Source organism: Levilactobacillus suantsaii, from assembly GCF_004115745.1.
Taxonomy (GTDB): domain Bacteria; phylum Bacillota; class Bacilli; order Lactobacillales; family Lactobacillaceae; genus Levilactobacillus; species Levilactobacillus suantsaii.
On the sequence record NZ_QXIL01000001.1, the window covers coordinates 105,109 to 124,976 of the forward strand.

Consider the following 19,868-nt stretch of genomic DNA (forward strand, 5'->3'; position numbering starts at 1 on the left):
ATTTAATTAAAATTACTTGTTGACGATGGCTTCCCGAGCAGCTTCGTCCAAGTTGTAGAAGGAGTGAATCCCCTTGTATTCGGACGTCTTGCCCAAGTTGTCTTCGATCCGCATCAATTGGTTGTACTTCGCGATCCGTTCGCCACGGCTCATGGAACCAGTCTTGATTTGGCCAGCGTTTAAGGCTACAACCAAGTCAGAGATGGTCGTGTCTTCAGTTTCACCAGAACGGTGAGAGATAACGGCCGTGTAACCAGCTTGCTTAGCCATTTCAACGGCTTCAACGGTTTCCGTCAAAGTCCCGATTTGGTTCAGCTTGATTAAGATGGAGTTGGCAACGCCCATCTTGATACCCTTAGCCAAGTAGTCCGTGTTGGTAACGAACAAGTCATCACCGACAACTTGGACCTTCTTGCCTAAGCGCTTCGTGGCCATCTGCCAGTCTTCCCATTCGTTTTCATCCAATGGGTCTTCGATGGAAACAACTGGGTACTTGTCAACGATACCTTCCAGCAAGGTGACAAATTCGTCAGCAGAGTAGCTCTTGCCGTCACCCTTAAGTTCGTACTTCTTGGTGTCAGCGTTGTAGAATTCGGAAGCGGCACAGTCAAAGGCAATGGCAACGTCCTTACCAGGAACGTAGCCGGCTTGCTTGATGGCCTTGACCAAGATTTCGAATGGTTCTTCGTTGTTCTTCAAGTCAGGGGCGAAACCACCTTCGTCACCAACGGCGGTGGAGTAGCCTTCGTCGTTTAAGATTGACTTCAAGTTGTGGAACGTTTCGGAACCCATCCGAATAGCTTCCTTAACACTCTTGGCACCGACAGGCATGATCATGAATTCTTGGAAGTCGACCTTGTTGTTGGCGTGCTTCCCACCGTTGATGACGTTCATCATTGGCGTTGGCAAAACATGACCATTGAAGCCGCCCAAGTAGTTGTATAACGGCATTTCTAATTCGTCAGCAGCAGCCCGTGCAGCAGCTAAGGAGACACCCAAAATGGCGTTGGCACCTAACTTGCCCTTGTTTGGCGTACCATCCAAGTCGATCATGGCTTGGTCGATACCGCGTTGGTCGGTAACGTCGTAGCCAACGATTTCCTTAGCAATCAGCTTGTTAACGTTGTCAACGGCCTTGGTAACACCCTTGCCCATGAAGCGGCTCTTGTCGCCATCACGAAGTTCAACGGCTTCGTGTTCACCAGTGGAGGCACCAGAAGGAACGATCCCCCGGCCCATAGCACCAGCTTCGGTGTAGAGTTCAACTTCAACAGTTGGGTTACCACGAGAGTCTAAGACTTCGCGTGCGTAAATATCAGTAATCAGTGACATTGTATTCTCTCCTTATGAAAGTTTGACTTCACGGGAACAAAACACCCATCCCACGTTTCATTCTATAAGTTTAACTTTGAACTTTCAATTATATTTTGTTAGTTTTACAAATTTTGGTAGTTTGCGAGCTGAATAAATGACTCTTCGGGCAAACTGGACCCGCCGGCGAGCACCCCGTCGATATTATCCCGGGCCATTAACCCGGAAATATTGTCGGGCTTGACACTACCGCCATATAGGATTCGTACCCCGTTGGCCAAATCATCCGAGTAAATATCAGCAATGGTTTGACGAATCAGATAGCAGCCTTCTTCGGCCTGGTCGGAAGACGCCCGTGAGCCACTGCCAATCGCCCAGCTGGGTTCGTAAGCGATGACCATGCGCGCAGCATCTTCGGCTGGGACTCCCTTGAGGGCCGCGCTGACTTGGTTGACCACCCAATGAATCTTCTCGCCGGAACTCTGACGGCCCATGGTTTCATCACAGCAAATGATGGGTGTCATGCCATTACGAAAGACCGCGTGGACCTTCCGGTTGATGACGTCATCGGTCTCGTTGAAGTACCGCCGGCGTTCCGAGTGGCCCACGATGACGTAGGGAATCGCTATTTGGCGTAACGCCTTGGGGCTAATTTCCCCCGTATAGGCTCCTTCATCTTCATAGTAGCAGGTCTCCGCCGCAATCCGTAAGACTTGATCGACGTTGGCTTCTAGCATCGTCTCCAAGAACAATGCCGGTGCCGCAATCGCCGTTTCCACCTTATCGGGCGCCGGGAGTTTTCCCTGGACCGCCGTGACAAACGCGCGGGCCTCCGCGACCGACTTATTCATTTTCCAGTTTCCTGCAATCAGTGGTATCCGCATCTCTGTCGCCCCTTTACCTAAAATCACTTATGCTCTACATCTTACCGGACTTCCCAGCATTCTGCCAGTAAAAGCCCTTTCAGGTCGAGCCACTAAAAAACCGTGATGCTGCCACCACGGTTTTGAAGTTACCTTACTTGTCAGAAATTGCCGCGATACCAGGCAACGTCTTTCCTTCCAGGTATTCCAGCGAAGCGCCACCACCGGTTGAGATGTGGGATAGCTTGTCAGCTACACCGAGTTGTTGTACGGCAGCAGTTGAGTCACCACCACCGACAATCGTCTTGGCGTCACTCAAAGTTCCTAAGAACTTACCGATTTCCAGCGTGCCTTCGGCGTAGTTGCTCATTTCAAAGACACCCATTGGGCCGTTCCAAACAACCGTCTTAGCGGTCTTTAAAACGTCTTCGAACGTCTTGATGGACTTTGGTCCGATATCTAAGGCCATGTAACCATCCGGCACATCGCCCTCGACCGTCTTGTGTGGCGCATCGTTATCGAACTTTTCAGCGACCACGGAGTCTTCTGGCAGAACCAACTTATCGCCGGCCTTATCCAAGATTTCCTTGGCTAAGTCGATCTTGTCCTTTTCAACTAAGGAGTTCCCAATCTTCATGCCCTTAGCGGCGTAGAAGGTGTAGGTCATTCCCCCACCGATCAAGACCTTGTCAGCCTTAGACAGCAGGTTGTCGATAACCCCGATCTTATCGGAAACCTTCGCACCACCTAAGATGGCAACGAATGGGTGTTCAGGGTTGTCCACGGCACCACCGATGAACTTGATTTCCTTTTCCATCAAGAAACCAGCAGCGGTTTGAGTCATGTTGGAAGCAATGCCGACGTTGGAAGCGTGGGAACGGTGAGCCGTACCGAACGCATCGTTGACGAAGACGTCACCCAACGAAGCCCAGTACTTCCCTAATTCAGGGTCGTTACCAGATTCACGCTTGACGTACTTGCCGTCCTTCACGTCTTCGTAACGGGTGTTTTCCATCACTAAGACGTCGCCGTCGTTTAAGCCATCGATGGCATCTTCGAGTTGCTTACCTTCCGTCGTTGGGACGAAAGTGACCGGCTTGTTCAATAAGTTGGACAAGCGTTCTGCAACTGGCCGCATGGACAAGCCGGGCTTGTCATCTTCGGTCTTAACCCGACCCAAGTGGGACAACAAGATAGCCTTGCCACCGTGTTCGACGACGTACTTGATGGTTGGTAATGCCGCAACGATTCGGTTATCGTTACCGATCACACCGTCTTTAATCGGGACGTTAAAGTCAACACGCATGAGGACTTTTTTGCCCTGTAACTCTAAATCAGAAACTGTTAATTTTGCCAATTTAGAAAATCCTCCTTCAATTTAGGACTTATAATGATTACTTTCACAATATACAGCACTTCCACCCGAATTTCAAAGGACTTCTTCTAATTCCGGGTGCCAAACAAAAATGCGGCGAGGAATACCCTCCCTCGTCGCATTCCTGCGGAACTTCTTCTGGCACGTGACCGTGTCAGTTAAGATTTAATTAAAGCGTTGCGAACTTCAATAAAGTACGAACCATGTTGCAAGTGAAGCCCCATTCGTTGTCGTACCAAGCAACCGTCTTAACTAATTGGGTGTCACCGGCAGTGGTGATTTCCGTTTGAGTTGGGTCAAAGACGGAACCATGAGGGTCGTCGATGATGTCAGTGGAAACAATTTCGTCAGCGTTGTAACCGAAAGCATCGTTGTTTTCAGTGTGCTTCTTCATTGCTTCGTTAACATCGTCAGCCGTAACCTTCTTGTCCAGAACGGCAACTAATTCAGTCAAGGAACCGTCAACAACACCAACCCGTTGGGCGTGGCCTTGTAACTTACCTTGTAAGTCAGGAACAACTAAGCCGATCGCCTTAGCAGCACCAGTAGAGTGAGGAATGGTGTTGATTGAGGCAGTCCGGTTGTTCCGCATCTTCTTGCCACGAGGGCCATCCAAAATCATTTGGGTAGAAGTGAAGGCGTGGATCGTAGTCATGGTACCAGCCTTGATACCGAAGTCCTTGTTCAAGAAGTAAGCCATTGGTGCCAAGCAGTTCGTGGTGCAAGAACCAGCGGAAACGATCTTGTCGTCTTCGCTCAAGACATCCAAGTTAACGCCTGGAACAACGGTCGTAACAGGACCAGCTGGTGCGGAGATCAGAACCCGCTTAGCGCCAGCATCAAGGTGCGCTTGGGACTTTTCTTTAGAAGTGTAGAAACCGGTACATTCGAGGACGTAGTCAACCCCATCGTTCTTAACCCAAGGAATGTCTTGAGCCTTTGGTTCAGCGTATACAGGGTATTCCTTGCCGTCAACGACGATGCCCTTTTCCGTTGATGAAACTTCACCAGGGAAACGGCCATGAGTTGAGTCATACTTCAATAAGTAAGCCAACATGGAAGGCGTCGTCAAATCGTTGATTGCGACAACTTCAATGTCAGATGATTGAAGTTCGTGAATCCGCTTGAAAGCCAACCGACCGATACGGCCGAAACCATTAATACCAATCTTTACAGTCATACTGTGATTTCCTCCTTCAGGAAGCAAACAAAGATAATTTTTTTAAAAAGCAGTACATACGAAGTGTATCACTTTTTTAAAACAAAGTCAGCAGCTCCTTGGTCGGTGATCAACCAAGTCTGAGCTGGCGCTAAATGCATGTACGCCTGGATAGCGGCCCCTTTCTCGGAGCCACCCGCTACGGCGATGACCAGCGGTTTGGCCGCCAAATCGGCAATGTCTAACCCGATAGGTGGAAATTTCCGAACGACGTGACCCGCCGCATCGAAGAAGTACCCGAAGGCCTCCCCCACGGCGTGTGCCGCGTTCAGATCTGCCACCACATCCGGTGCCATGTTTCGCCGTTTGGCCATGGCAGACGCTTCGCCAATCCCGTGGATCACCACGTTACTGTGCGCAATCAATTGCAACACGTCGTGGATAGCCGGTTCTGCAAATAACGACTTGTAAGTTGCGGTGTTCAATTGTTCCGGAACGTAGAGCGCCCGAAACTGCCCGTTCGTCCGTTGCGCCATCTGGGCGCTGACCGCGTTGGCCTGAATCTCAGGGGCTTCACCGATGCCCCCGCGCGCTGGCACGAACAACAATTGCCGTTGGGTGCTCAACGCCGGGGTCAGTCCTGCCGCCACCGCAGCCAAGGTATGACCACCCATGACGGCAATGGTGCTAGCACCTATCGGCAACTGGTCGGCTAAGACCCGCTTAGTGGCCTGGGCCAACCCTGTCAACGTCCCGCTAGGTAGCGAGCTGTCGCCCGGAACTAACGTACAGTGGGCAATCCCCAACTGCCGGGCTAGGGCCTGCTCCTGTTGATGGCGCCCCGCTAAGGTATCAATCACGGGGTGTAACCCCGCCACGACCCGTTGGCCTGCTGGCGTGATCTGCATCCCTTTGACCGTCATCTGGATAAAGCCCAGATTGGCCAAGGCATCGGTAGTCGTCCGCACGGTCCGTTCAGTACAGGCGAGATGGTAGGCTAAGGTGCGTCGGCCAACGGGTTGCAGTCGTTCGACAGCTTGAAGAACCCGGAAACGGGTCGTCAGTTTTGCGACCATCTGGGGAACAATTGCCTCGACCCATTGCCATTCGTCTTGCATCCAAACCTTACCTCCCAGTGGGACACTAATTGACCAGGGGGGCAAAAACGCGCCCACCCCACTCAAAAAAATAGCGGTCAACCTTTGCTAACCTAACTTACTGTGACATTATAAGCCCGCATCCCAGTAAATGGCAAGCCATTCCCCTTATAAATTTAGGCTTCCCGCGGACAAAATCACTCACAAAAAAAGGCACCGTCCCCCGACGGTGCCACCTGCTGATTTCCGATGCGCCCGGAGGGAATCGAACCCCCATTTCAAGAACCGGAATCTTACGTGCGATCCATTACACTACGGGCGCATAGTTGCTGTGCTCAACAACACTTAATTACTATAACTGATTCTGAATAAAAATACAAGGCTGTTTTTAAAATTCCACCTTTTAACCGTTTTCACCTCTATTTTACCACCTCGTTTTGCCACGCCAGCGCTCCTCATGCCAAGTTTTCCGTCACGAGCAGCACGTTTCCCCGGTCCAAGCCGCGTTTCCGCTTTCAGTAAAGCATGCTATAATGGCAACATTAGTAATGCTTGCAGAAGGAGCTTGCCACCATGTCACATCAAAAAACGTTCCGCCTAGTCATCGATGCCCTCTTAATGGCCATCGTCCTGTTACAGAATATTTTTCCATTCATTGGGTATATTCCCTTCGGTCCGTTCAGTATGACCCTGATTGGGTTGACCGTCATCGTGGCCGGGGTCGCACTTGGCCCCAAAGATGGCGCCTTAATCGGTGGCTTCTGGGGATTAATCACCTTCATTCGGGCTTTCACCTGGCCGTCTAGTCCAGTCGCCCCACTGGTCTTCGTCAACCCTTTCGTCTCGATTCTTCCCCGGCTTCTGATGGGGATTGGGGCCGGGTATCTCTACCGTTGGGGCCGTGACAAACAGACCTGGCGAATGCACCACTCCATGCGCTTAGCCGCCGCTGGAGCCGCCCTCATCAACAGTCTGTTAGTCCTCGGTCTGGTCTATTTCTTCTACCAAACACCAGCCGTGGCCCAAGCCTTTGGCGCTAAAGGTAACCAAACGCTAGGGTACGTCTTGATGGTCTCCTTACTCACCAACGCCGTGCCGGAACTGATTTTAGACGTTATCATAGCACCGGTGATTGCCGCTCCTCTGCGACTGCATTGGGACCGCATCAAGCCCACTAAATAAACCATTTACGATACTGACCCGGACGAGTACCGGGTCTTTTTGATTTTTACGCACAAAAAAATCGCAACCACCATGGATTGCGATCACGTGATGCGCCCGGAGGGAATCGAACCCCCATTTCAAGAACCGGAATCTTACGTGCGATCCATTACACTACGGGCGCATGGGTCATGTCCTTAACAGAACACTAACCACTATACTCGACCCTAGTTTGAATTACAAGGGCTAATTTTAATTTTTAAACGTAATAGATTACTAAGCCCGACAGTGAGAGATTTCCTTGAATCACCACGGTTGGGCCGTTGCCCGGAAGATGCTGCCCCTTCTCGTCGATATCGGCGAGATTATTCGCCAGGGCAAACTTCACTGGCCAATCTTTCGGGAGGTACAACTCGACCCCACTCAACGAGGCTGACACGTCAATCGTCGCTCCCGTTGGCGCTAAGCGCACATCAGTCAGATAGAGCTTGACGTTACCCAGCCGCGCGTCGATGCGGGCATGGGTGAAGTTTTGGGACTGCAGATAGCGGATACTACTGCTCATGTTGACCCGCACCGTGGTTTCGGCCTCGTCGGTGGTCATGCGCTCCGTCGTTGCCTGGCCATTCCAGTGATTGTTTTGATTCGACCGGTACGAGTAGAACTTAGTTTTAAAATAGTTGTGCGGGTTCAAAATCAAGGACAGCCCGATTGTCACCAACAACGCCACCCCCAGAATCGTCCAGGGCGCTAATGCCGTGATACCTAAGGGCTTAGCGAAAAGAATCGCCAAAAAGGCCAGCCCGAAAACTGTTCCACTGATTGTCCGGTGAGCCACGCTAAAAATCACAATCGCCAGCAGGAAGATCCCCGTTAAGAGTTGCCAAAATCCAAACTGAGCGGAAATCCACCCCAAGCGGCTGGCGACCAGTAAAACCGCTCCTAGTATGAAGAAACTCCCCCAAAACCATCGTCGTTTGGTTGTCATGTTACCGACCCCTTTCCTTCTAATGCCCGTTTCAACTCGCCGTAGTAGCGCCGGGACACGTATAACTGCTTTAGCGACCGTTGAAACGTCACTAAATTTCCAGTCAATGACTTACTCAGAGAGGCCACCTGGTGGAGGTTGAGCACCGCCGATTTCGACCCACGGTAAAAGTAACTGGGCAGTTGATCGGCGAGTTGATACAATGGGACCCGCGTGGCGTAAGTCTCTTGAGCGGTATGCACCATCACCCGGTGCCCCGTCGCCTCACAAAAGAGGATTGTGCCCACCGGAACCCGAACCAAGCTCCCCTGCCAGCGCACCGCTAATTGCTGCGTTGGGTCATCTAAGGCGGCCAATTGCCGTTTCAAGTCGGCGACAGCGGCCGTTTGCGCCTTAGGGACCCGTAACACGACTTCCGGTTCCGTTAACTGATCATCCTGTTCGAGTCGTACTTTCACGGTAGCACCCCCTCTCTGATTAATCTTAGTACACCACAGCCTCCGTCCAAAGTAAATCCTAAGCGCACCAGTGGTCGTATTAACGCCCTAACTGGTCCCCCACACGTGCTACCGTACCCAGACCATTTCTCAATAGAATACGTGACGTTTAGTCAAATTCTGGTATGATAGTCATAGTTAGATGGCACGGAGCAGTAGGGGAAGGCGTATCGTTTGACCTATACTGACCAATGCAGTAAACTAGCACCATGTTAGCAAACTGCTAGCCATACACGATTACTCAAAGGAGGCTTTCTTGTCATGAATTTAGTACCAACGGTTATTGAACAATCATCCCGTGGCGAACGGGCTTATGATATCTATTCACGACTTTTGAAAGACCGGATTATTATGCTTTCCGGTCCTGTCGAAGATGACATGGCAAACGCCATCATTGCGCAATTACTCTTCTTGGACGCCCAAGATTCCACGAAGGATATTTCCCTTTACATCAACTCACCTGGTGGCGTGGTTTCTTCCGGATTGGCAATTTACGATACGATGAACTTCATCCAATCCGACGTGCAAACCATCACGTTGGGGATGGCCGCTTCGATGGCCAGTGTTCTGGCCTCATCCGGGACTAAGGGTAAGCGGTTTGCTTTACCTCACGCCCAAGTTCTGATTCACCAACCTTCTGGTGGTGCTCAGGGTCAACAAACCGAAATTGAGATTGCGGCGAAGGAAATCCTGAAGACCCGGAAGTTGATCAACCAGATTTTGGCGGACAACTCGGGACAATCAATCGAACGAATCAACAAAGATACCGAACGGGACAACTACTTAAGTGCCCAGGAGGCCGTTGATTACGGGTTGATTGATCACATCATGACCAACAGCTCCGAACAAAAGAAGTAAGCTCAAATCCTTGCGACAAAAACGTTCTCGCCTTGCGACGGGAACGTTTTTTTGTGCTTGTTTTTCGTGATTAGTTTTTAAACGAGTGAATCGGGGCCGGAATATGCCCCCCACGAGCAATCAAGGCCGTGGGTTGACTCGGGTTGACCGGCATGACCGGCGCGCGGCCAAATAAGCCCCCGAATTCGACTTCGTCACCGACCGTCTTGCCGGGGGCCGGGATGACCCGGACCGCGGTGGTCTTGTTGTTGATCATTCCGATAGCGGCCTCGTCGGCAATCATGCCACTAATGCTGGCTGCACTGGTGTCACCAGGAATCGCAATCATGTCTAGCCCGACTGAGCAAACCGCCGTCATGGCTTCCAATTTTTCTAAACCGAGGCGACCCGCGCGAACGGCGCGAATCATTTCGGCGTCTTCCGAGACCGGGATAAAGGCCCCGGACAGGCCACCAACGTGTTCACAGGCCATCACGCCACCCTTTTTGACCGCGTCGTTCAATAACGCTAAGGCGGCCGTAGTGCCCGGGGCGCCTACGCTGTCCAGGCCAATCTCCTCGAGGATCTCAGCAACCGAATCCCCTTCATTGGGCGTCGGGGCTAGTGATAGGTCCACGATACCAAACGGCACGCCTAAGCGTTGCGCCGCAATCGTTCCCACGAATTGGCCCATCCGGGTGACCTTGAAGGCCGTCTTCTTAATCTGTTCAGAAACCACGTCAATGCTTTGGCCACGGACCTGTTCGAGCGCCCGTTTGACCACGCCCGGGCCACTAATACCCACGTTGATGACTCGGTCGGCTTCCCCAACGCCGTGGAAGGCCCCGGCCATGAAGGGATTATCCTCCACGGCATTGGCAAAGACCACCAGGCTCATACAGTTGACCGGGTCGATGGCCGCCGTTTGCTTCACGATGTGGCCCAGTTCACCGACCGCATCGAGGTTGATGCCGGCTTTGGTGGACCCGATATTGACCGAACTGCAGACCCGGCTGGTCTCGGCTAAAGCTTGGGGGATCGAGGCAATCAACTTGCGGTCCCCGCTTTGATAACCCTTTTGGACCAGCGCCGAAAACCCACCAATCAAGTCTACGCCCAAAGCTTCTGCGGCTCGTTCCATGGTCTGTGCGTAAGCCACGTAATCTGCATCCCCACTGGCCGCAGCAATCAGGGCTATCGGCGTGACCGCGATACGCTTGTTGATGATGGGCACACCGTATTCCGTTTGAATCTGTTCGGCGACCTTGACCAGGTCTTGCGCACTGCGGGTAATCTTGTCGTAGATTTTCCGCCGGGCTTTAGCCCCATCACTATCGATGCAATCAAACAGCGAGATGCCCATGGTCACAGTCCGGATATCTAAGTTTTCTTCGTCTATCATTTGAATCGTTTCGAGAATTGAGCGACTTTCCATGGGAACCCCCTATACTTTCTGAATGGCATCAAAGAGCGACTCCCGTTGCATCCGGATTGTCAGCTGCTTTTGCTGTCCTAATGTTTCTAACGCCTGCTTCACGGCCGTAAAGCTCAGGACCTGTTCGTCCCATTCTCCCAGTAACATCATGGTGAAGTTCTGGTCCATGATGGTCTGTGACACATCGACAATGTTGATGTGTTTCTGGGCTAGCGTGGTCGCCACTTCGGCAATGATTCCCACGTGGTCTTGGCCAATCACCGTAATAATTGCTCGCATCTTATTTGCCTCCAATTGAACTCATTATTTTCTCATAATAGCATGTCCCACCCGTAAATGCATCCATTTTATCAAATCACCACACGCCCAATGACTAGACCCCGACACAAAAAGCGCTCCGCCACTAAGGAACGGAACGCTTCTTGATCGTTAAGCCGTGGCTTCCCCCTCACGGAGGTGCTTGGCATAATCATTGATTTTACGTAACCGGTGATTGATTCCCGACTTCGAAATCGGGCCTCCGGGCACCAGGTCGCCCAGTTCCTTCAAACTGACTTCCTGGTGTGCTAAACGGGTCTCCGCCACCTCACGCAGCTTGGTCGGTAATTGTCCCAAGCCCACCGTGGCCTCGATATACTGAATGTTATCGATTTGCCGGGTCGAAGCGGTCGCCACCTTATCCAGGTTGGCGTTTTCGCAGTTGACCAGCCGGTTGACCGAGTTACGCATGTCGCGCATGATGCGGACATCCTCGAATTTCAGCATGGCCGTCGTAGCACCAATCAAAGACAAGAAGTCAGCGATGTGTTCGGCCCCTTTTAAATAGGTGATGTAGCCACTACGCCGTTCGATTGAGCGGGCGTGCAAGTTATACTGGTTCATCATCCGCGCAATCATCTGGTTATGTTCTTCATACAAAGAGTAGATCTCCAGGTGATAACGACTGGTTTCCGGGTTGTTGACCGAGCCGCCCGCTAAAAAGGCGCCCCGGAGATACGAGCGCATCTGCAGGTCCGACTTTAAAATGCTCGCGGGCACGGCTTCGGACAATTGGGACCCGTCAAAGATGCCCAGGTCCGATAAGACGTCGGTCACACCACTCTTCACCCGGACGATGTAAAGGTTATTCTTCTTGAGCTTCATCTTACGCCGCACTAGCAATTCACTTTCCAAATCGTAGAACTGCTTCAACAGTTGGTACATTCGCCGCGCGATGGCGGGATTTTCCGTCTGGACGTTCAATACGAAATGATGATTGGCTAACCCTAAGGTCCCATTCATCCGAATCAAAGCCACCAGTTCTGCCTTGGCGTTGTCCCGGTGGACTTCTAACGTGGTGAGTTCTTTTTTGACTTCACTGGCATAGGACATGGTTAAGACCCCCGATTCATGCGATAAGTGGGTTGACCAATCAGGTTCAACAGTTCGTGGACGACTTCCTTACCGTTATGGAACGCACCGTTATCGCGTAATTCGAGAAAGTCCGTCGAGATGACCCGGCAGCCCTGGTTACGCAAGCCTTGAAAATCATGCTTGACGGGTTGCGAGATTTCATCCCACCGTTGGTAATCGATGTAGCGGTCCGGCACCTTTCGGGTGTTGACCAAAACGGTATCGATAAAGTTCGCGTGTAAGTGGCGGTTCAAGACCCGCACGTGGTCGGCGTCGGTGAAATTTTCTGTTTCACCTTTTTGGGTCATGATGTTACAGATGTACACCACTTCAGCCGGACTGGTGCGCACGGCATTACCCACGCTACTAATCATTAAGTTCGGTAAAATACTGGTAAATAAACTCCCGGGCCCCAACACGATTTGGTCGGCGGACATAATCGCGTCGATCACCGGTTGAACCGCTTGGGGTTGCTGGTGGTGGTCACTGGTCTCGACCCACACCCGTTTAATCAGCTTATGTGCGGCGGTGATCTCGGACTCACCACTTAACGTGCTACCGTCCGAAAACTGGGCGTGCAACTCTAAGGGCTCGTTAGCGGCCGGATAGATGTGCCCGTTGACCCGCATCAACTGGGACAACTCTTGAACAGCATCAAAAATTCCGCCCTTCATCTCTGAGAGGGCTGCAATAATCAGGTTCCCGATGGCGTGGCCCGCAAAAAAGTCGTCGGTCGTTTCAAACCGATATTGGAACAGGTCCTTGTAAATCGAGGGGACCTCAGCCAAAGCGACCATCACGTTACGGATGTCACCCGGCGGCACCACGTTGACGTAGTGGCGAATAATGCCGGATGAGCCCCCGTCATCAGCGACGGTCACGACCGCCGTAATATCGACGTTTTGGTCACGCAGATTCCGTAAAATGACCGGTAATCCGGTACCCCCACCGATCACGACAATTTTGGGCCGGTGCGTATGCATTGGATCTATCATGAGCGGTTAGCGGACTCCTTTCGTTTCTCAATGTCGCGGTGGGTCACATGGACGGGATATTCATCCCCCAAGGCCTGGCCCAGTCGTTCAGCTAACGCGACTGACCGATGTTGGCCTCCCGTACACCCAATGGCGACAGTAAGATTTGATTTGCCTTCTTTTTTATATCCCGGCATGATCGACTGTAATAAGCCCAAGAAGCGTTGGTAGAAAGCTTCGGTCTGGGGCTGTTTCATCACGTAGTCGTACACCGGTTGGTCCAATCCCGTCTGGTCCCGTAGTTCGGGTAAATAATACGGGTTGGGCAAGAACCGGACGTCCATCACGATATCGGCATCAATTGGTAACCCATACTTAAAGCCAAAAGACATCAATTCGACGTGGAACGTTTGGGTAGTTTCCGTTTCATAGTTATGGAAGATTTCCTCCCGCAACTTCCGGGGGGCAATCTCAGTGGTATCAATCACTAGTTGGGCAGCTTGACGAATCGGCGCCAGTAACCGGCGCTCACGCTGAATGCCTTCCATCACCCGACCATTACGGGCCAACGGGTGGGAGCGTCGGGTTTCCTTATACCGGGACACCAATTCCTCGTCGGAGGCGTCCAAAAACAGCACCTGCGCCTGCATCGTGCCGTGAATAGCGACGTCGTTCAACATCCGGACAATCTCATCGTAGAAGGCCCGGGAACGCAAATCAATGACCAAAGCAATCTTATTCAACTTGCCAGATTCGCGTACCAGGTCCCAAAACTTTGGCAATAACGATGGCGGTAAATTATCGATACAGAAGTAGCCCAAATCCTCGAAACTTTGCATGGCAACGGTCTTACCGGCACCACTCATGCCCGTAATAATCACCAAATGAACCTGTTCTGTCATAGTTGTCACCTTCCTTGTGGTCAAAAAACATCTTAGAGCAGTATAACACACCGGGCGTGTCTTTCCCAATGATTCCCAAAAAACGCCGGCTAGTCCACCGCCAATGCGTAGGCGACACCCCCCTTCCTTAAGCTTTACTAAAGGGTTGGGCAAGCGACCTAAAAAAACGACCCTCCTTAGTCAACGTGACTGAGGAAGGTCGCTTTAAATTTTGCCATCAGCGATGAAATATCAGCATTTAGCTACGGCTACGAGCAATCGCAATCCAGATGGCGTTCACCCCAAAGAGTCCAAAGAAGATGGCAATCAAGGTGTTTAATGAAACAGCCGCCACGATGGGATTGACGAACAGCAAGATCCCAATAATCAAGGTTAACAAGTCCAAGATGATCGAAACCCAGTAAAAGCCCCCACCAAAATCACGCAGGTGCCGGCCGACGAGCAACCGTTCCAGTGAATCAACAATGAACCACAACGCAAAGAGGTACCCTAACGTGACGATGGCACTGGACATATCGAAGAAAAAGACCAGTGCAATCAGAATATCGATAATCCCGAGCAGCAGCGCAAAATTTGCGCGCATCCCCGTAACGTCGTGTAGTTTCCGGTAGCCGGCAATGGTGGTCAATCCACTTAAAAGCGCAAGGGTCGCGAAAATAATAGCAAGTCCCGTTAAGCCAATCTTTGGCGAGCGGAATAGGCCGTACCCGGCAACCAGAAACAGGATGCCTAGGATGAATTCCCCCCAATCAAAGCCCCAGCGGGTTCGGTTCATATTAAACATGATGTTGACACTTCCTCTCACAAATTCAGTCAGATGCGACTGGTTTAAACCATTGTACTGGTTTTCCGTGGTTCTCACAAGTTAAGGGGTCACACTAACGGCGCGTTTCCCTGGTTTAATCCGGGAAACGCGCCGTTAATTTTTAGTTAATTTCAATTTTTACCTGGAATTCGAACAGCTTACTGATCTGTTTCGGTGCGCTTGCGGTCCCGTTCCAACACGGGTTTCAGGTACTGACCCGTATAGCTGTTCTTCACTTGGGCCAATTCCTCAGGCGTCCCGGTAGCGACCACGTAACCGCCGGCTTCCCCACCCTCAGGACCTAAGTCGATCAGATGGTCGGCCGTCTTGATGACATCGAGATTGTGTTCGATGACCAACACCGTGTTGCCCTTGTCGACTAACCGGTGGAGCACTTCCAACAGGCGCTTGATGTCGTCGGTGTGCAATCCAGTGGTGGGTTCATCCAGAATATAAAAGTTCTTGCCGTTTTGTTGCTTGTGTAGTTCAGCCGCCAACTTCATCCGTTGGGCTTCCCCACCGGATAAGGTCGTGGCGGGTTGACCCAACTTCACGTAGCCCAAGCCGACATCCTGAATCGTTTGTAATTTCCGGGTAATCTTCGGAATCGCTTCGAAGAATTTGAGGGCTTCACTGACTGTCATGTCCAAGACGTCGGCGATGTTCTTGCCCTTGTACTCGACTTCCAGAGTCTCAGAATTGTACCGCGTTCCGTGGCAGACTTCACACGGCACGTAAACGTCGGGCAAAAAGTTCATTTCAATCTTTAAGATGCCGTCACCGTGGCAGGCCTCACACCGACCGCCCTTGGTGTTGAAACTAAAGCGGCCCTTCTGGTAGCCCCGCAGTTTGGCGTCATTGGTCTGAGCGAACAACGCCCGCACATCGTCGAAGACTCCGGTGTAGGTCGCCGGGTTACTCCGCGGTGTCCGACCAATCGGACTTTGGTCGATGTCAACTAAGCGTTCGATGTTTTTGACACCCGCAACGCTCTTGTATTTGCCGGGCTTGGCTGAATTCCGATTCAGCTTCTGGGCCAGGACCCGCTTCAAAATGCTGTTGACCAACGTGGATTTCCCGGAACCGGAGACCCCGGTCACGACCACAAACTCACCTAACGGAAAGTCCACGGTGATGTCCTTCAAGTTGTTCTCGGCCGCACCGGTCAAGCGAATCTGCTTGCCGTTGCCCTGACGGCGTTCTAACGGCACCGGAATGTACTTCTTCCCGGAGAGGTATTGGCCGGTCAACGACTTACTTGAGCGCATCACTTGCTTAGGCGTGCCGGCGGCCATGACCTGGCCCCCGTTTTCCCCGGCTCCCGGACCAATGTCAACGATGTAGTCGGCAGCCCGCATGGTGTCTTCATCGTGTTCGACCACGATCAGGGTGTTCCCTAAATCACGCATTTGCTTCAATGACGAAATCAACCGGTCGTTATCTCGTTGGTGCAACCCGATGGACGGTTCGTCCAGGATATACAGCACCCCGGACAGGTTCGACCCAATCTGGGTGGCCAACCGAATCCGTTGGGCTTCCCCACCGGACAAAGTCCGCGCCGAACGACTCAGCGTTAGGTAGTTGACCCCCACGTTGCGTAGGAAGGTCAACCGGTCGCGAATTTCCTTTAAAATGGGGTGGGCAATCGTGGCGTCTTGTTCGCCAAAAGTCAACCCCTTGAAGAACGTTAATTCCTTATCAACGGGTAAATCGGAGACTTCCCCGATGTGTTGGCCGTCGATTTTGACACTCAACGCCTTTTCGTTGAGCCGGTAGCCGTGACAGGTATGACAAGTCAATTCGGTCATGTACTTGCGCATCACGTCGCGGGTGAAGTCACTGTTGGTCTCGTGGTAGCGCCGGTTGACGTTCGGGATGACCCCTTCGAATGCCACGTCGACGTCACGCACGCCACCAAAGTCGTTTTCGTAGTGGAAGTGGAACTGCTTGCCCTGTGACCCGTAAAGGACTAAGTCGCGGTCTTTTTTGGCCAGCTTATTAAAGGGTGTATCCATGTCAACGTTGAAGGCAGCACAAGCCTGTTCCAGTAAGGCTGGGTAGTACTGTGAACTGATGGGGTTCCAAGGCTCTAAAGCCCCTTCCCGCAAGGTCTTGGTCTTGTCCGGAACAACTAAGTCCAAGTCGACTTCCAGTTTGACACCTAACCCGTCACAATCGGGGCAAGCACCAAACGGGGCGTTGAAGGAGAACAGCCGTGGTTCCAGTTCACCAACCGTAAACCCACAAATCGGGCAGGCGTAGTGTTCGGAAAACACCATCGGTTCGCCATCAATCAAATCGGCGATCGCATAACCCCCACTCAAGCGTAACGCCGCTTCGAAGGAGTCAAACAAGCGGGACCGAATCCCCTTCTTGACCACGATTCGGTCGATGACGATGGCGATGTCGTGACGTTGATTCTTATTAAGTTCCGCCACGTCGTCGAGGTCTTGGGTCTCGCCATCCACGCGAACGCGAACGAAACCTTCCCGGCGAATCTTTTCGAAAATCTGCTTATGCTGGCCCTTCTTGCCCCGCACGATGGGCGACAAAATCTGGAGCTTGGTCCGTTCTGGCAAGGCCAAAATCTGGTCTACCATCTGTTCAACACTTTGGCTGGTAATCTTCGTGCCGTCGTTAGGACAGATGGGCGTGCCGACCCGCGCCCATAAAAGCCGCAGGTAGTCGTTGATTTCCGTAACGGTCCCCACGGTCGACCGTGGGTTCTTCGAGGTCGTCTTCTGGTCGATAGAGATGGCCGGACTCAGCCCATCGATGGAGTCCACGTCCGGTTTGTCCATCTGGCCTAAGAACTGCCGCGCGTAGGAAGATAAGCTCTCCACGTAGCGCCGTTGGCCTTCCGCGTATAGCGTGTCAAAGGCTAACGAGCTCTTCCCTGAACCGGAAAGACCACTGATGACCACAAACTTATTCTTAGGAATCGTGACGTCAATATCTTTTAAGTTATGGGCCCGTGCCCCATGAATGACAATCTTATCGTTCATCAAGTTTTCTTAGCTCCTTCTTCCTAATCACCAATCTCCGTCTTCATGTCCATGATGGTATCCCGTAAGGACGCCGCTTGTTCGAAGTCGAGTTTTTTCGCGGCTGCGCGCATCTCGTCTTCCAGACGGGCAATCAGCTTCTCCTGGTCGGCCTTATCCATATCCTCGAAGTCGTTAGTGACAAAGTCGTCGCTCTCGCCACTCTGGTCGTCCTTCTTGGTCACGGAAATCAGGTCACGGATTGGTTTGACAATCGTCTTCGGGGTAATCCCATGCTTTTGATTATAAGCCTGTTGAATCTTCCGCCGCCGAGCGGTCTCATCAATGGCGGCTTGCATCGAGTCAGTGACGCTATCCGCGTACATGATGACGTGCCCGTGAACGTTCCGGGCCGCCCGGCCGATAGTTTGAATCAGCGACCGTTCGTTTCGTAAGAACCCTTCCTTGTCGGCATCCAAAATGGCAATCAACGAGACTTCAGGAATATCGATACCTTCCCGCAAGAGGTTGATGCCGACTAAGACATCGTACTTGCCTAAACGCAAGTCCCGCATGATTTCGGTCCGTTCCAAAGTCTTGATGTCAGAATGCAGGTAGGCGACTTTAATGCCCAAGTCTTTCAAATAATCGGTCAAATCTTCGGCCATCTTCTTGGTCAAGGTGGTCACAAAGGTCCGTTCGTTGGCCTCGACCCGTTGGTTGATTTCACCCACCAGATCGTCCATTTGACCCATGATGGGGCAGACTTCGATGGTCGGATCCAATAACCCCGTCGGTCGAATAATTTGTTCGACCACGTGATTGGTCTGATCTTCTTCGTACGGCCCTGGCGTGGCGGACATGTAGACGACCTGATTGACGTGTTGTTCGAACTCATTGAGCTTTAACGGGCGGTTATCGAGCGCACTAGGCAACCGGAAGCCGTAGTCAATCAACTGTTGCTTGCGGGCACGGTCCCCGTTGTACATCCCCCGCACTTGGGGCATGGTGACGTGCGATTCATCGACCACCAGCAAAAAATCTTTGGGGAAGAAATCGAGTAAGGTGTACGGCGGTTCGCCCGCTTGGCGACCTTCCATCCAGCGTGAGTAGTTTTCAATCCCACTGGTGTAGCCCATCTCGCGCATCATTTCCACGTCGTAGGTGGTCCGTTGCTTCAGCCGTTGAGCTTCCAGTAACTTCCCCTGACTTTCGAACTCGGCCACCCGGTCCTTCATTTCACCTTCGATTCCAGCAGTGGCTTTCGCCATGATATCCTCATTGGTCAAAAAGTGGGTCGCCGGAAAGATAGCCACGTGGTCGCGGTCGCCGACGATTTCCCCGGTCAAGGCATCGACCTCGCGAATCCGGTCGATTTCGTCGCCGAAGAATTCGACCCGTAACGCGTGTTCGTCCCGCGATGCCGGGAAGATTTCGACCACATCACCGTGGACCCGGAACCGGCCCCGTTGGAAGTCGTAATCGTTGCGTTCGAATTGAATATCGACTAATTTCCGTAGTAACGCGTCCCGTTCGATTTCTTGACCGACCCGGAGTGAAACCACGTGGTTCTGGTATTCTTTGGGATCCCCTAATCCGAAGATCGAGGAGACGGAGGCCACGACGATGACATCGTTACGTTCCAGTAAGGAACTAGTTGCTGAGTGCCGTAATTTATCAATCTCATCATTAATAGATGAGTCTTTTTCAATATAAGTGTCGCTCGAAGGGACGTAAGCTTCCGGTTGGTAGTAGTCATAATAACTGACGAAATACTCCACCGCGTTATGCGGGAAAAACTGTTTGAATTCCCCGTAGAGCTGTCCCGCTAACGTTTTATTATGCGACAAAATCAGCGTCGGTTTATTGACGTTTTTGATCACGTTGGAAATGGTGAAGGTTTTCCCCGTTCCCGTGGCGCCTAGTAGAATCTGCGCCTTTTCGTGATTCTGGATTCCCTTGGTCAGTTCCTTGATGGCCTCGGGTTGATCCCCCGTTGGCTGATAGTTGGAGACCAAATCAAACTTCTGGTCCGTTTGTCGATCAATCATGCAGGTCCCTCCTTACCCGTTCAAAATGAATTTCAGC

17 protein-coding genes and 2 tRNA genes are annotated in these 19,868 nt (G+C 51.9%); 2 read left to right on the forward strand and 17 right to left on the reverse strand.

The window, feature by feature from the left end:
* Positions 1–12: 12 nt before the first annotated feature.
* The 6 genes from eno to DXH47_RS00485 form a co-directional block, all read right to left on the reverse strand.
* Entirely contained in the window at positions 13–1,332 is a 1,320-nt protein-coding gene (eno, locus tag DXH47_RS00460; RefSeq protein WP_129031129.1) for a phosphopyruvate hydratase, read from the reverse strand.
* Between the two features lie 104 nt (positions 1,333–1,436).
* Positions 1,437–2,195, reverse strand: a complete 759-nt coding sequence (tpiA, locus tag DXH47_RS00465; protein ID WP_129031130.1) for a triose-phosphate isomerase — start codon at positions 2,193–2,195, stop codon at positions 1,437–1,439.
* 133 nt (positions 2,196–2,328) lie between these two features.
* Positions 2,329–3,531: a phosphoglycerate kinase gene (locus DXH47_RS00470; RefSeq protein ID WP_129031131.1), complete on the reverse strand. Its 1,203-nt coding sequence runs from the start codon at positions 3,529–3,531 to the stop codon at positions 2,329–2,331.
* 187 nt (positions 3,532–3,718) lie between these two features.
* Complete coding sequence (gene gap / locus DXH47_RS00475; protein ID WP_129031132.1) at positions 3,719–4,729, reverse strand: type I glyceraldehyde-3-phosphate dehydrogenase; 1,011 nt, start codon at positions 4,727–4,729, stop codon at positions 3,719–3,721.
* 68 nt (positions 4,730–4,797) lie between these two features.
* The gene (locus DXH47_RS00480; protein WP_129031133.1) at positions 4,798–5,826 is read right to left on the reverse strand and encodes a sugar-binding transcriptional regulator; all 1,029 of its coding nucleotides are present in this window, start codon (positions 5,824–5,826) and stop codon (positions 4,798–4,800) included.
* A gap of 229 nt (positions 5,827–6,055) precedes the next feature.
* Positions 6,056–6,127: transfer RNA gene (locus DXH47_RS00485), tRNA-Arg, on the reverse strand.
* A gap of 251 nt (positions 6,128–6,378) precedes the next feature.
* Between DXH47_RS00485 and DXH47_RS00490 the strand changes: the two genes are divergently transcribed.
* A complete protein-coding gene (locus DXH47_RS00490) occupies positions 6,379–6,987 on the forward strand; it encodes an ECF transporter S component (RefSeq protein ID WP_129031134.1) in 609 nt (202 codons plus the stop codon).
* Between the two features lie 91 nt (positions 6,988–7,078).
* Here DXH47_RS00490 and DXH47_RS00495 read toward each other — a convergent pair.
* The 3 genes from DXH47_RS00495 to DXH47_RS00505 all read right to left on the reverse strand — a co-directional run bounded on the left by DXH47_RS00495 (position 7,079) and on the right by DXH47_RS00505 (position 8,412).
* Positions 7,079–7,150: transfer RNA gene (locus DXH47_RS00495), tRNA-Arg, on the reverse strand.
* Positions 7,151–7,225: 75 nt separating this feature from the next.
* On the reverse strand, positions 7,226–7,954 hold the full coding sequence (locus tag DXH47_RS00500; protein ID WP_129031135.1) for a LiaF transmembrane domain-containing protein: 729 nt from the start codon (positions 7,952–7,954) through the stop codon (positions 7,226–7,228).
* Positions 7,951–8,412, reverse strand: a complete 462-nt coding sequence (locus DXH47_RS00505) for a LytTR family DNA-binding domain-containing protein (RefSeq protein WP_129031136.1) — start codon at positions 8,410–8,412, stop codon at positions 7,951–7,953. Before DXH47_RS00505 ends, DXH47_RS00500 begins: the two co-directional genes overlap by 4 nt.
* A 300-nt stretch (positions 8,413–8,712) precedes the next feature.
* On the opposite strand from DXH47_RS00505, the gene clpP reads away from it, so the two are divergent.
* Positions 8,713–9,309: an ATP-dependent Clp endopeptidase proteolytic subunit ClpP gene (clpP, locus tag DXH47_RS00510; RefSeq protein WP_129031137.1), complete on the forward strand. Its 597-nt coding sequence runs from the start codon at positions 8,713–8,715 to the stop codon at positions 9,307–9,309.
* A gap of 70 nt (positions 9,310–9,379) precedes the next feature.
* Here the strand turns inward: clpP and DXH47_RS00515 are convergent, their stop codons facing one another.
* From DXH47_RS00515 to uvrB, 8 genes are all read right to left on the reverse strand, one after another.
* Positions 9,380–10,723, reverse strand: a complete 1,344-nt coding sequence (locus tag DXH47_RS00515) for a PFL family protein (RefSeq protein ID WP_129031138.1) — start codon at positions 10,721–10,723, stop codon at positions 9,380–9,382.
* 9 nt (positions 10,724–10,732) lie between these two features.
* Entirely contained in the window at positions 10,733–11,002 is a 270-nt protein-coding gene (locus DXH47_RS00520; protein WP_129031139.1) for an ACT domain-containing protein, read from the reverse strand.
* A gap of 150 nt (positions 11,003–11,152) precedes the next feature.
* Positions 11,153–12,094: a DNA-binding protein WhiA gene (gene whiA, locus DXH47_RS00525; protein ID WP_129031140.1), complete on the reverse strand. Its 942-nt coding sequence runs from the start codon at positions 12,092–12,094 to the stop codon at positions 11,153–11,155.
* Between the two features lie 2 nt (positions 12,095–12,096).
* Positions 12,097–13,110 carry a gluconeogenesis factor YvcK family protein gene (locus DXH47_RS00530; RefSeq protein ID WP_129031141.1) on the reverse strand — a complete coding sequence of 338 codons (1,014 nt, stop codon included), beginning with the start codon at positions 13,108–13,110 and terminating at the stop codon, positions 12,097–12,099.
* A complete protein-coding gene (gene rapZ / locus DXH47_RS00535; RefSeq protein WP_129031142.1) occupies positions 13,107–13,991 on the reverse strand; it encodes an RNase adapter RapZ in 885 nt (294 codons plus the stop codon). The genes DXH47_RS00530 and rapZ overlap by 4 nt, the downstream gene beginning before the upstream one ends.
* 238 nt (positions 13,992–14,229) lie before the next feature.
* Positions 14,230–14,775 carry a DUF308 domain-containing protein gene (locus tag DXH47_RS00540; protein WP_129031143.1) on the reverse strand — a complete coding sequence of 182 codons (546 nt, stop codon included), beginning with the start codon at positions 14,773–14,775 and terminating at the stop codon, positions 14,230–14,232.
* Between the two features lie 179 nt (positions 14,776–14,954).
* Positions 14,955–17,804, reverse strand: a complete 2,850-nt coding sequence (uvrA, locus tag DXH47_RS00545) for an excinuclease ABC subunit UvrA (RefSeq protein WP_129031144.1) — start codon at positions 17,802–17,804, stop codon at positions 14,955–14,957.
* A gap of 20 nt (positions 17,805–17,824) precedes the next feature.
* Entirely contained in the window at positions 17,825–19,831 is a 2,007-nt protein-coding gene (gene uvrB / locus DXH47_RS00550) for an excinuclease ABC subunit UvrB (protein WP_129031145.1), read from the reverse strand.
* Between the last annotated feature and the right edge of the window lie 37 nt (positions 19,832–19,868).